Source organism: Nitrospira sp. Nam80, from assembly GCF_965152575.1.
Genome location: NZ_OZ224216.1, coordinates 381609 through 394813, shown reverse-complemented (window position 1 = coordinate 394813; position 13205 = coordinate 381609). Strand labels below are relative to the sequence as shown.

The following is a 13205-nucleotide window of genomic DNA, read 5'->3' as shown; positions in this document are numbered from 1 at the left end:
ACTTGCCACCTTGTTCCCACCTGTGCGACGTTCTCGCGGTGATATTGAATCTGTCGCGCGATCGTCCATCCCTTGCCACGGCTGGCGACGATACTCCCGCCAGTCGATTCCCGGTTCTATCCATCGTCATCGCAATATTTCTCGTCTCATTGTTCGGCTCGTTGTCGCTCTTGTCCCGTTATCATTTCGATGAGGGCTGGTATACGAATGCCGCGATCGAAATGGTCCGGAGCGGCGACTATTTGACCCCCCGCTATCCGGACGGCTCTCTCCGGTTTCGTAAACCGATTGTCACCTATTGGATGCTCGTGACAAGCTATGCCGCGTTCGGCATCGGACTCGTCTCATCGCGCCTGCCGTTCCTACTGGCCGGCGCGGCAGTGCTCTATGTAACCTATCGTACGGCCCGCTCGGCGACGAACGACCGATCAACCGCTGTCCTCGCCGCCGCCATCCTCGCCTCCAACATTCAATTCATGGAGTCGTCAACCAAAGCTACGCCGGACATCCTGCAATGCCTCTTCATGTCCCTCAGTCTCTGGGGCGCCGTTGAGATTCTGTTCCGGCAACGCCGCGAGGCCCATTGGTACGCCCTGCTCTATGTCGGTGCCGGCCTCGCCATGGCGACCAAGGGGATGCTGGCGATCGTGTTGGTATTGTTCGTGTGGGGATTCGCTCGGTTCTGGGCGAGGGCCGAGGGCGCGAGCCTCATCGTGCACCGGGTTTGGTTGGCCGTCGGACTCCTGATTCCGCTGTCCTGGTTCATCACCTCTACGCTTTTACAGGGAACGGTGGCGCTCTCTATGTTATTCGAGGATCAGATCGGCGAGCGGCTGGAGGGTGTCCCTCCGTTGATCGTTCCCAATCTGGTCCTATATCTTTTGACGCCGTTGCGATTCTTCGCGCCCTGGATCCTGCTTCTCGTCATCGCGCTGTCGGCACAACGCCACCTGCTCACCGGTTACATGGAGAAGCGAAAATCGCTGGTCTGGTTTGCTCTCGGATGGCTGCTCGTCAATGTGGTGATTTTTTCATTCGGCAATCTGATCCGCTCGCGCTATCTGCTTCCCACGTACCCATTGACCGCCGTACTGCTGGCCGACTCGCTTGGCTATTGCCTTCGTACCGGCACGATACCCTCTTTGCTGGAACGCCCGCTTCGATGGCTCGTCATCGGAGGCGCGGGCGCCGGCATGATCGTGGCGATAGCCGGGATTCGGATCGATATGAGTCTATTCGCCGGCGGCTTAATCTTCATGGGCTTCATGGCGGGGTTGTATGTCCTGTCATTTCGCCGGCGCCTGGTTCCTCCTCTCGTCGCATTGAGCCTCGCCGTCATGACTTCATTCGGCGTGCTCGAACAGGCCATGAAGCCGGTGTTCATTACGTTGCCCGCCGGAGGAATTACCAGCCGGCTGTTGGAATTAGGCCCTGTTCCCGCTCGGATCGCGGCCGTCGACGTCCGCCAATCCATGAGCAATCTGATCCGGCTCCTGTCAGGCGGACGGCTCATCGTACAGGAGTTTCGCCATGAAGCGACCCCGGAAGCTCTCGGACAATTCTCGATCATCCTGGGATCTGAACGAACCAAAGAGGCGCTGGTGGGATTGAACGAGTATGCGTTCGAAGAATGCGGAGCGGCGTACGAGCCGCTGAAAGCGAGTGCGATATGGGAGTGGATCAGGACCGGCGAAAAGCCGCCCGAGGCATTTGCAGGCCGGACGCCGTATTATTTGATTAGGCGAAGATAACTTGTCGGCGCTTTGCCGGAGGAGCGGGGCCCCACCGAGAGTGAGTTAAGAAGGAAAGCTGGAAGCGACTAAGGCACCATGACGGATTACAGCCATAGCCGCGAGGAATTCCAGAAGCGGTCCACGACGCGAAGAATAATGAGCGTCAGGCTTGCGGACGCCGAGTTTGGCTCGAAGAACCCGGAAGGGTCGCTCCGAGAGGCGCGGAAGCGATGGGGCCTGCCGCATCCGTTCGACTTATGAACACACCGTCCATTTATCTTCTCATGCGAGACTGCCTACCCTATCAGCGACCGCCGTTTGGTTCGACGATCGACACCATGGTGCGCGAGGTCACTCAATACGGCATCTCGTCGTCGTCCAAACCAAAATGATGCCCGATCTCGTGGACGACGGTGTCGCGGACTTCCCGGACAACTTCTTCCTTGGTGCGGCAGATGCGAAGGATGGGTTTGCGATAGATGGAGATCCGGGCCGGCAGGTTGCCGCCTACCTGAAAAAAAGATTCCTTGTCCATTGAAAGGCCGTGGTACAGTCCCAGCAACTCGTTCTCATCATCAATATCCAAATCCGCCAATACTTCTCGCGACGCCTTGTCCTCTACGACCACCGCAACATTCTCCATCAGGCCGGCATAGGGTTCGGGGAGGGTATCCAGCGCTTGCCGGACCAACTCTTCAAACTCGGTCTCCGGTACGCATAAAGACCGGCGTGCCATGACCATCATCTCTCTTATGGATGCGCCGCTCGCCAGTTCGAACCGGTCCCCAGATCAACCTTCAACGGAACAGACAGGCCGAGTTGCGTCCCCGTCGCCTCCATTTCGGATTTGACGAGCTGTTTCGCCCGTTCGAGGTCCTGATCCGACACCTCAAAGATCAGTTCATCATGAACCTGGAGAATCATCTTGGCGGCTGGCAATTCCTGATGCAATCGGCGATTCACATTGATCATCGCGACCTTGATCAAATCCGCTGCAGAACCCTGAATGGGGCTGTTCACCGCCATCCGTTCGCCGAAGCCCCGCTGCGTCGGGTCCGCACTCTGCAATTCGGGAATCGGTCGGCGCCGACCAAGAATCGTGGTGGTATACCCCTTCTCCTTCGCCTGGGCGATGTTTCGATCCATCAGCGCCTTCACCGCGGCAAACCGCTCGAAGAAGGTCTCGATATATTTCTTCGCCTCGGCTTGCGAGACGCCGATATTCCCCGCTAACCCAAAGGGGCTGATGCCATACACGATGCCGAACACGACGGTTTTGGCAGCACGGCGCATTTCTTTGGAAATCTGGTCTGCGGGCAGGCGAAAGATCTCCATGGCGGTCGCCATATGAATGTCTTCGCCTTCGGAGAACACACGCACTAATCGTTCATCCTGCGACAGGTGCGCCAGAATACGAGGCTCGATCTGGCTATAGTCGGCGCAGAGCAGCGTGTGGTTCGGCGGAGCAATGAACGCTTCTCGAATCCGGAGGCCGTAGTCCCCCTTGACCGGAATGTTCTGGAGATTCGGATCAGTCGAGGAAAGCCGGCCGGTCGCGGCGACCGTTTGATTCAGGGAGGTGTGCAACCGCCCCGTCTCGGGATTCACCAGTTGCGGCAGAGCATCGACATAGGTCGATTTTAGTTTGGTCAGCGTGCGACAAGCGAGAATCTGCGCGGGCAGTTCGTGCTGAGCGGCAAGCTGTGTCAACGTCTCTTCATCCGTCGAATAGCCCGTCTTCGTTTTGCGGACCGGCTTGAGTCCGAGCTTCTCAAAGAGCACGGTCGCCAATTGTTTGGGTGAATTGATGTTGAATTCTCCTCCGGCCAGGGTGGAGATGCCGCGGACCATGGTATCCAATTCGCGATCGAGTTCCTTGCTGAGTTGCGCCAAGCCCGCCACATCCAACAGAAAGCCGTTTCGCTCCACCTCCGCCAGCACCGAAACGAGCGGCATTTCGACATCATGAAAGAGCGCGAGGCTCCCCTGCTCTTTCAAGCGCTCCGACAAGATCGGAACCGCCTTCGCCACCGCAACAGCCGCCGCTCCCGCTTGCCGGATAATCGCCTGATCGCCGTCAAACAAGGTCTTGGGCCCCTCCTCCGGCGAAGCTTCTTCGCTGCCGCCAAGCTGGTATCCGAGGGTATCCATGAGGATCGTGTCCAAGCTATGGCCGCGCCGGTTCGGATTGAGCAGATAGTCGGCAATCATCGTGTCAAAGCAGGGGCCGTCCAGCGTCAAACCGTCACGATGAAATGCGATCAACACCGGTTTCAGGTCGTGCGCCGCCTTGAGCGCTTCTGTATTGCCTAACCATACCTTCACCGATGATGACCATTCAGACCCGCTCCGCTCAATGTACGCAGCTTGGGCACTCGTCGTCCCCAGAGCCAGGCCTTGAATGTTCGCCTGAATGCCGGAGCCCTCGCCGAGCAGGCAATGCAAGCCGACGGGGTCTTTATTGGGCAATGAGCGAAGAAACCGGCTTACTCCCTCGTCATCGTACAATCTTGCTGGTTCGACCCGGGGCACCGACGCCGACAGCGGTTGGAAAGTCTTGGCCAATGCCGTGAATTCCAGTTCGCGCATGAGCGAACTGAGTTCTTCCGTATGGGGCGACGTCGCCTTGAATCGCCCGGGCTCGAATTCAATCGGGCAATCGATCTGAATAGTCGCGAGGCGCCTGCTCAAGCGGGCATTCGCTCCCTGATCCACCAACAATTGCTTCGTCTTGGCGGGAGCGACTTCCGCGATACGGGCAAGCAATTCCTCAATCGTCCCAAACTGCGAAATGAGTTTCACCGCGGTTTTTTCGCCGATGCCTTTCACGCCCGGAATATTGTCGGTCGCATCGCCCATGAGACCCATGACTTCGACCACGCGGCCCGGCTCCACGCCGAAGCGCGCCAGCGCATCGGCCTCGCCGAACCATTTGTCCTTGACCGGATCATAGATCCGCGTCTTCGGGGTCAACAGTTGAAACATATCCTTGTCGCTGGTGACGATCACCACCTCGATCCGCTGCGCCTCCGCCTTACGAGCCAGCGTTCCGATTAAATCATCCGCCTCAAGGCCCGCTTGGCGGATGCAGGGAACCGCCATGGCCTCGACGATTCGATGGATGTAGGGAACCTGCGTCTGCATCCCCTGGGGCATCGGCGGCCGTTGCGCCTTATATTCTTTGTATTCTTCATGCCGAACGGTAGGGCCCCTCTCGTCGAACACCACAGCGACATAATCCGGCTTGTGATCGCGCAGGATCTTCAGCAGCATCGTGGTGAATCCATACACCGCGTTCGTCTGCAAACCTTTCGAGTTGGACAACGGCGGCAGGGCAAAAAACGCCCGATAGATGTATGCACTGCCGTCTATGAGATAGAGCGTCGACATAGTCGAGTATTCCAACCGTTACTTTGGATTTTTCTCGGGTGCGAGAATCAACGGCGGTTTGTTGAACTTGGCCCGCATCTTATTGATCGTGCTGAGGACGGTCGCTTGTCCGACCAGCTTCGCCTCCAATCGCCGTTTCCCCGGAAATTCGACCAGAGACAGTCCGATCAGAATGGTGAGAATGCCTTGGCCCGGCAAGACCAGCATTGCCAGCCCGGCGAGCAGAAACACTATTCCAACCAGATTTTTCACGAGATGGCCGACGACTCTGAGCACGGGATGATGATTCTCCATCCAGGGCCGTGGGATACGTACGTCGAAATAGTCGGCCGGCAACCGGACCAAAATGATCGGGATGGCGATGAGCGTGCCCACGAACATAAAGATCGAAGAGACGGCCAGCGAGATCAGAAGCTGCGGCGGAAACAACGAAGCGATGTGCACAAGCCAATCAGTCATCGGCCCTGCATCCTAGCATGGCGCTTGCGGCGGCGGGAAGAGTGCCGAGTCGGGTTTACCTCCTGAAAGCCGTCGCGATATAATGCCGCCCATGCGCCGGTTCGTCACACGCGCCCAAGGAATCGAAGAAATCGACGGGAATGTTGGTTTGCATCACGATCCCGCGCATGGCAAGTTCGCTCTGGTCCTGCTTCTCTGGGCATGTTGGGCGGTTCTCCCGCTTGCTGCCAGTCCGGCATCCGGCCAAGGGACGGAAGAGATGCAGATAGAGATTACGAAGATCGGCCTGGGCAAGGAAGTGGTCATCACCCAGGGTCCGATGGAATGGTTCATGCGAGTCGAGGTGACGCCGGAAAACACCGTCGTCGTGCGGCAGGAGAAACAGGGCGAACGATACCTGGTGGACGAGAGCGAAACCCACGACCGCTCAATGACCGCGGCGGAAGTGGACGGCGCCATTACGGACTTTATCAACCACGTCAGAGTGAAACGGCAGAAACCCTGACGATTTCGCCTGAACCGCCTATAGCGCCGGCCGAGCCAAGCTCCTCATCTGATCGGAGCATTACCCGTCCTCCACGCTCCATCGCTTAAACCTACCGCGACGTCGTCACTCCAACCCGGTCGCAATAGGGAATCAGTTTACAGCGGCTGCAGAATGGCGAGACCGGCTGGCAGATGTTCTGTCCATAGGGAACCAGAAGGTCGTTGTAGATAATCCAGTATCGGGGCGGCAGCTTCTCGCGCAGGGCTTCTTCTGTTTCTTCCGGATTCTTCGTTCTGACATACCCCCAGCGATTGCTGATACGGTGGACATGAATATCGACGCAGATGCCGGGCTTGCCATATCCGACCGTGACGACCAAATTGGCGGTCTTTCGTCCGACTCCCGGCAAGGTGATCAATTCGTCGATTGAATCAGGGACCCGTCCGCTGTAGTCGTCCAACAATCGGCGACAGATCTTGTGAATCTGCCGGGTCTTGGTCCGATAGAACCCGACAGGGTAGATGGCCCGCTCGATGCGGTCGGCCGAAAGCCTAAGCATTGCCCGAGGATCGGCTGCCAGGGCAAAGAGGCGCGCGCTTGCTTCGCCGGTCGTGCGATCCTTGGTTCGGAGGCTCAGCAGGCAGGAGATCAGGATTTTGAAGGGATCGTGTCCCGATTCACGAGCGACCACCCCGACCACCGGCTCCTGCCATTGCCGCACTTCCCGTTTCAGAATGCGGATGACGGCGTGGATATCCGATGAACGCATCGCCCTGCGACTGCTTCTCAATCCGAGAGAGAGGAATACAACAAGCTATGGAGGGAGCAACTGCAGTGAAGGAGCTTATTCCGGACGGCGTTTTGCAAGCCACTTCTGCCGGCGTCGTTGGGCTTCCCGTTCTTTTGCTTTCCGTCTGACGCTCGGCTTCTCATAGTACCGCCGACGCTTCAGTTCTCGGAACAACCCTTCACCGGCCAGTTTCTTCTTCGCAACCTTGAGAGCTTTTTCGACATTATTATTGAAAACTTTGATTTCCATTCTTGACGACCTTCGACTTCCCCTCTACCGGATTTTCAGTTTGTTCAGGATTGTCTGGGACCAAGGCTTGGACGGCGGAGTGTAACACAGGCCTTTGAGTTCCACAAGTTTTTGTTCGGCCGCCGCGATCCGTCCACGGAACGATCGGATGATCTCCCGATCCGGTTGATTTTTCATGTTTTCTTTCACAATATCGAGGCAGCCATCGATAATGGCGCGTGACAAATGCATCCCCAGACGAAGATCCGGCTGCACATCGACTCTGGCCTCAGCGAGCAGGTTCCGCAACAATACCGTCGCCTCAGAGGAGAGCTTCACGATCTCCAATGGCACCTGAGTCGCCATGACCAATGAGCCCGCCGTACCTGTTGCGCTATCTGCAGTTGCATCCGAATTCTTTTGCGCTTGTAGGACCGCCGCATAGGCCTCGCGATCGATCCGCACCAGGTCATGAAGCCTGGTGCGGATTTCTCGGAGACACTTCTCCGATATCCGCGAGCGGTTCAATCGCGCGATCATGACCCCCAAGGTGGCGGCAAGGCCCGCCGCGAGGGCCGCGGCACCCGCTCCTGTGATCGCCGGCGCTTTGGCGGACACCGCTTCAGACACCTCGGCCAAGGAAGCGGCCAAAGGCTTCTGCGGCGCGGACATCACCCGATTGACCGCTTCCCGCGATTCGGGTGCTTCCAGCCTCGTCTCGATAATCGTCTGCCGGTCGAGACGTTCGAGCTTGAGGGCCTGTTCAGCCGCCTGGATCAGCGCTCGCTGGGGCACCAGTCCCACAATTTCCGTGCCCGCGATGCCGACCCCGCGGTGCTGTACCTCCCGCTGCACGGCGTCCAATGCGACATGAATCGGCGTCTTCTCATAGTTGGTGAGATTCATCGAAACCTGAACCAGGCCGCGACTCGCCAATTCCACTCCAATGGCCTTCACATAGGGTAGTCCCCCGCCGGATTCGCGCACCACACGGGCAATTTCCCGCGCCGCGGTAAGGTCGCGTGTTTGTAGATTGACATTGAATGCAATGAGAGGAGGCCGGGCGCCGACGGCCGTCGCCCCGGCCGTTTCATGCAGGCACCTGGGGCCGAAATCGGGCGCCCAACCTGGTTCGGATTCCATGCGCGCGGCCAATCCCTTCAATTCTCCCCGCCTAATCGCTTCGAGCCGCCGGCGATCCGGTCTCGTGGCTGCCTCCTCATAAAGGAAGACGGGGATATGCAACTCATTGCCGAGACGCTGCCCCACGAGCCTGGCAAGCTGGACACACTCCTCCATCGTGACACCCTGGATCGGCACAAACGGTACGACATCCGTCGCGCCAACCCGCGGATGTACCCCTTCATGCGACCGAAGATCGATCAGCTCGGTCGCAACCCGTGCTGCTTGGAACGCGGCCTCGGCGACGGAAAATGGCCGTCCCGCAAAGGTGACTACAGAACGGTGATGGTCCCGATCCATCGTCTCGTCCAACAGCGCCACCCCCGGCACGGATTGTACGGCCGCCACTAAGGCCCGGAGAATGTCCTGATTTCGGCCCTCGCTGAAATTGGCTACGCATTCGACAATTTGGTTCATCGACTTCTCACCGCACCCGCACTTACCCGATCAGTTGAGGGCATCCCCTAGTCGCATGGTGTGCTATGATGCATGAATAAAAAAGCCGGAGGCAGGATCACCACACCTCCGGCTCTCGCCCAGGGCCCCTCCGCCATTGGAAGCGCCTCGCTACTTCGTCTTTTTTACAAATGCCTTGTAAATCCGTTTCGCCTGGCTTTGTTCCTCTTCCAACCCCACCAGTTCATGTCCGGTGGTCTGGCACCAGGCCGGCATGTCCTTCTTAATACCTTCGTCATCCGACAGGACTTCGAGCACCTGACCGGTGTGAAGCTCTTTAATTTTCTTCGATGTCAGGATGATGGGCATCGGACAGAAATAGCCAAGGGTATCGAGCTTGATATCGGCCTGTATCATTAATTGTTCTCTAAATAAACAGGTTTACGCTGCCCTGTTTCGCTTCGGCCAGATAGGTGGTGACCCCGGCGAATTGATCGATGCCTTCGATGAGCATTTCTTTGCCGATTCCCATGAGCCCCATCGTCGTGGTACAGGCAATGAATCGGACACCGAGATCCAGCGCCATTTGCATTAATTCCGGCACGCCGGGCATCCGGCTCTGCTTCATGACCCTCTGCATCATTTTTGTACCGAGGCCGCCGAAGTGAAACCGCGAAAGAGGCAACCGATCGGCGCCGCCTTTGTTGAGGAAACCGAACATCCGGCGCAGCCAATCTCCGGCGGAGCTGGAAGCCCCTTTCCGCCGGATCGTATTGAGCCCCCAGAACGTAAAGAACATCGTCACCTGCATGCCCATTGCCGCGGCACCGGTCGCGATGATGAAAGCCGCCATGGCCCGATCCAAATCTCCGCTCAAAAGGACGATGGTGACCCGGTCCGGCTTGGATTCGCGCAATTCTTCCAGCGCCGCTGCCGGTTGGATCTGCGTGGCGGTCATACTCTTCCTCTGGTGGCGCTGATTCTAGAGCGAGAAGGAGCCTCGAATACTTGGAAAATCACTATATTATGTGATTCTTTTTCTTGTCAAGGTAACGAGGGCGGCCTGAAGTCACGCTTCGATGACTCGCGCCGGTGTCGATCCGCCAAGCCGACCCGACACGTTGCTTGACGCCGCAGAAGGCCATCGTTATAGTCTGAATTTCTAACCGACATGGCTCTCCTCTCTAAGTCTCTCTCATGACATGGGTACGGACGCAATCACCGAACTGAAGCCCTCGAAGAACACGCCCCTCTGGGGGTTCTGGTATCCGGCGTTCACCAGCTCTTTCCTCGCTGCCGGCGCTATGCGGGCGGTGGTGCTTCTTGGCCTACCGATCCTGGTCTGCCGTGACCGCAATGGAACCGTGTCGGCCCTTCGCGATATTTGTCCCCATCGAGGGATGCCGCTCTCGTTCGGTCGATTCGACGGCGAGCGAGTCGCCTGCGCCTATCATGGCTGGCAATTCGACACGGGCGGCCGCTGCCGCCACATTCCCGCCCTTGTAGACGGTTCGCCGATCCATGCGGAAAAGATCAGACTCACGACATACCCCTGTCAGGACCAGGACGGGTACATTTGGATTTTTCTTGCGGACGACACGCCGTTCAATCGACCTCTCCCGGAACTTCCTCGTCTCCCACTTCCCTCGGAACCGTACCGCATGATCCAGATTTCCACCTTATTGAATTGTACGATTGACGATGGGATCGTCGGCTTGATGGATCCGGCCCACGGCCCCTTTGTGCATCAGTCCTCCTGGTGGAGGACGCCGGCGAGCATGCATGAGAAAGCCAAGACGTTCGAGCCGATTCCGAACGGTTTTCGCATGGTCGCCCACGCCCCGTCGAAGAACAGCGGCCCTTATAAATTGCTCAATCTCTTTTACGGCGGACCGCTGACCACGACCATCGATTTCGTACTCCCGAACCAGCGGTTCGAGTTCGTTCAATGCGGGTCCATGTTTGTCTCGACCCGCGCGACCGTCACCCCGGTCGGCGAGCAGCAATGCCGCATCGATTTTTGTGCGGCCTGGAACGCCTTGCGGTGGCTGCCCTTCTCCACGGCGCTGTTCCGTTATTTTGCCAATATTTTTCTCAAGCAGGACAAGGAGGCGATGGAACGCCAAGCGGTGGGCCTTCGCTACAAACCGGCACTCATGTTGATCGACGATGCCGATACCCCGGCCAAATGGTATTACAAACTCAAGGCCGCCTATCTCGCGTCGGTACAAACGGGCCGGCCCTTGGAGCATCCGCTGAAGGGCCCCGTCACCCTGCGCTGGCGAAGTTAACCCGAACACCGGATTGACTCAGTTCACATATGGTCATTGAGTCGATGGTTCAATGGAAGAATCGTCGATCGAGCCCTATTCCGCACAAAGCGTCAGCCTACCTGCTCATTGCTTCCAGCGCCTGGTTCGTTCAACAGCGACATGGCCCGCCTGATTTGTTCGCGGCTTCCGAGCAATGTCACAACGTCGCCGGCTTGCAAGCGAACTTTCTCCGATGGATTGGATTGCGTTACTTGATTCCTGGTCCAGGCAATGATCGACGCGCCGGCCCGCGGCCTGATCGACAGGTCCGCGAGTGATTTGCCGATGGCCGGAGAATCCTCATCCACGCGACACATCTCCACCTCCACATCCGTCAGCGTTCCCCCTCGCAAATGATGCGCCAATTCCGGCATTTCGCTGCGCCGCAGCAGCGCGTACCCTTCCCGGCGGACTTGTTCCGCTTTTCGCGTCACGAATTCAGGCGGCAGATTATAGGTTCTTAGGACCAACGCAAAGATTTCGATCGACGTTTCGAATTCCTCCGGCACAACATCGTCGGCGCCAAGCTGGTGCAACTCTTCCAGCTCGCGCAAGTATCTGGTGCGCACGACCACATGAATATGAGGATTGAGCCCCTTCGCCACCTGCACCGCGCGGCGGGCCGTGAAGGGGTCCGAGATCGCGACCACGAGGACCTTGGCGTCGTCGATTTTCATGTGCCGCAGCACATTCGCGTTCGCCCCATCGCCATAATAAATGGGGATACCGTGCTTGGACTCCCGACGCACCGTGTCTCCATCCAAGTCCAGCGCGATGTACGGGATCTCCGTTTCTCCCAACACCCTGGCAAGGTTTCTGCCGTTGAGCCCATACCCGAGAATGATGACATGGTCCTTGATCCGAATCTGCCTACTTTCCGCCTGGGCCTGATGCGCGGCAGTCCGCTCAGGAAACCAGTGACGCAGCCGTTGAATCGCTTCCACCCGCCTGGCCAAATGGGGCGACCACTGCATGAGAAACGGCGTGATGGTCATTGTGAGGACCGACACGGCGAGAAAAAGCTGATACGGTTTCTCCGGCAATAATCCGACTTCGAGGCCTTCCTGGGCCAGGATGAAACTGAACTCGCCGACTTGAGCCAAGGCGACGCCGGCCAAGACCGCGGCTCTCGGGGCGGAGCCGGCCGCCAGCACCGCCCCCGTGCCAGTAACGAATTTGCCGACGATGATCGCCGCCAACAATCCCAGCACGGTGAACGGATACTCGAAAATGATATGCCAATCCATGAGGACGCCGATCGACACGAAAAACAAGCTGTTGAAACTATCTCTGAACGGCAGCACTTCGGCCAAGGCCTGGTGGCTGTATTCGGATTCGGCGATGACCAGACCGGCGATAAAGGCTCCCAGTGCAAGTGAGAGCCCCCCAAGGGAGGTCAGCCAAGCGATGCCCAGACAGAGCACGATAATCGTCAGCAAAAAAAGTTCGCGGCTCCGGCTGCGCACGATATGCTGCAAGAGAGTCGGAACCAGATGCCAGGCCGCCGTGACGATGAGCGCAACCACCGCCAAGGCCTTCAGAAGCGTCAAGACCACCGCGCCGGCGGCGCTGCTGTCCTGCGTGGCCAGGATCGGAGTGGCCAACATCATGGGAACCATGGCCAGATCCTGAAAGATCAAGATCGCGATGGTGGCGTGTCCATGCAGCGAATCGCTCTCGCCTCGTTCAGCCAGACTTTTCAAGACAATGGCCGTACTGCTCAGCGAAACCAAAAATCCCCAGAAAATGCCCTGTTTATAACTGAGCCCGGCGGCCAACGCCCCGAAAACGGCCAACAGCAGCGTCCCTCCGACCTGAATCGGCGCCGACACCACCAGAATCCGGCGGGCCGAGGCGAACTGTACGGAAGAGAATTCGATCCCGATGGTGAAGAGGAGCAGAACGATGCCGATCTCGGCCAGAACCTGTACCTTCGTCGTGTCGGGGATAAGATTCAGACCGTGCGGTCCGATCAAGGCGCCCGCGACCAGAAAACCTGCGATGGAAGGAAATCGAAATTGATGGAAGACAAAGACGACCGCGGTGGAAACGGTGAAGATGATCAGCAGATCTCCGAGCACCTCGTAATCGGTCATACACCCCTTTCGCTAAGAGCCTCGGTAGGGCGGTCATCTCCAACGATCGTGCCGCAGCATACCTGAGCCGATATCGCCGGACAAGGATGTCTTGAAAAAGGACCATGTAGCGGACGGGGTCGAAAAGACGCT

The 13205-nt window shown here is 58.0% G+C and carries 12 protein-coding genes; 3 read left to right on the top strand and 9 right to left on the bottom strand.

Annotated features, from left to right (window positions below; genetic code table 11):
- Positions 1-38: 38 nt before the first annotated feature.
- The gene (locus ACWGXE_RS01860; RefSeq protein WP_447600864.1) at positions 39-1751 is read left to right on the top strand and encodes an ArnT family glycosyltransferase; all 1713 of its coding nucleotides are present in this window, start codon (positions 39-41) and stop codon (positions 1749-1751) included.
- Between the two features lie 337 nt (positions 1752-2088).
- Here ACWGXE_RS01860 and ACWGXE_RS01855 read toward each other — a convergent pair whose 3' ends face one another.
- The 3 genes from ACWGXE_RS01855 to ACWGXE_RS01845 are packed head-to-tail and all read right to left on the bottom strand — an operon-like array spanning position 2089 to position 5582.
- Complete coding sequence (locus ACWGXE_RS01855; RefSeq protein ID WP_447600862.1) at positions 2089-2469, bottom strand: metallopeptidase family protein; 381 nt, start codon at positions 2467-2469, stop codon at positions 2089-2091.
- A gap of 14 nt (positions 2470-2483) precedes the next feature.
- On the bottom strand, positions 2484-5123 hold the full coding sequence (polA, locus tag ACWGXE_RS01850) for a DNA polymerase I (RefSeq protein WP_447600861.1): 2640 nt from the start codon (positions 5121-5123) through the stop codon (positions 2484-2486).
- 18 nt (positions 5124-5141) lie between these two features.
- Positions 5142-5582: a PGPGW domain-containing protein gene (locus tag ACWGXE_RS01845; protein WP_447600859.1), complete on the bottom strand. Its 441-nt coding sequence runs from the start codon at positions 5580-5582 to the stop codon at positions 5142-5144.
- 91 nt (positions 5583-5673) lie between these two features.
- Here ACWGXE_RS01845 and ACWGXE_RS01840 point away from each other — a divergent pair, with 91 nt between their 5' ends.
- Complete coding sequence (locus ACWGXE_RS01840) at positions 5674-6087, top strand: hypothetical protein (RefSeq protein WP_447600857.1); 414 nt, start codon at positions 5674-5676, stop codon at positions 6085-6087.
- 91 nt (positions 6088-6178) lie between these two features.
- Here ACWGXE_RS01840 and ACWGXE_RS01835 read toward each other — a convergent pair whose 3' ends face one another.
- The 5 genes from ACWGXE_RS01835 to ACWGXE_RS01815 all read right to left on the bottom strand — a co-directional run bounded on the left by ACWGXE_RS01835 (position 6179) and on the right by ACWGXE_RS01815 (position 9623).
- On the bottom strand, positions 6179-6838 hold the full coding sequence (locus ACWGXE_RS01835) for an endonuclease III domain-containing protein (RefSeq protein ID WP_447600855.1): 660 nt from the start codon (positions 6836-6838) through the stop codon (positions 6179-6181).
- 75 nt (positions 6839-6913) lie between these two features.
- The gene (gene rpsU, locus ACWGXE_RS01830) at positions 6914-7108 is read right to left on the bottom strand and encodes a 30S ribosomal protein S21 (protein ID WP_447600854.1); all 195 of its coding nucleotides are present in this window, start codon (positions 7106-7108) and stop codon (positions 6914-6916) included.
- 24 nt (positions 7109-7132) lie between these two features.
- Positions 7133-8686 (bottom strand): glutamate formimidoyltransferase, encoded by a 1554-nt coding sequence (gene ftcD / locus ACWGXE_RS01825; protein ID WP_447600852.1) that lies wholly within the window; start codon positions 8684-8686, stop codon positions 7133-7135.
- 150 nt (positions 8687-8836) lie between these two features.
- Positions 8837-9082, bottom strand: a complete 246-nt coding sequence (locus ACWGXE_RS01820; RefSeq protein WP_447600850.1) for a sulfurtransferase TusA family protein — start codon at positions 9080-9082, stop codon at positions 8837-8839.
- Between the two features lie 10 nt (positions 9083-9092).
- Positions 9093-9623, bottom strand: a complete 531-nt coding sequence (locus ACWGXE_RS01815; RefSeq protein ID WP_447600848.1) for a DsrE/DsrF/DrsH-like family protein — start codon at positions 9621-9623, stop codon at positions 9093-9095.
- A 244-nt stretch (positions 9624-9867) separates the two neighbouring features.
- Between ACWGXE_RS01815 and ACWGXE_RS01810 the strand changes: the two genes are divergently transcribed.
- Positions 9868-10956, top strand: a complete 1089-nt coding sequence (locus ACWGXE_RS01810; RefSeq protein ID WP_447600846.1) for a Rieske 2Fe-2S domain-containing protein — start codon at positions 9868-9870, stop codon at positions 10954-10956.
- A 92-nt stretch (positions 10957-11048) separates the two neighbouring features.
- Here ACWGXE_RS01810 and ACWGXE_RS01805 read toward each other — a convergent pair whose 3' ends face one another.
- On the bottom strand, positions 11049-13073 hold the full coding sequence (locus tag ACWGXE_RS01805) for a cation:proton antiporter domain-containing protein (RefSeq protein WP_447600844.1): 2025 nt from the start codon (positions 13071-13073) through the stop codon (positions 11049-11051).
- Between the last annotated feature and the right edge of the window lie 132 nt (positions 13074-13205).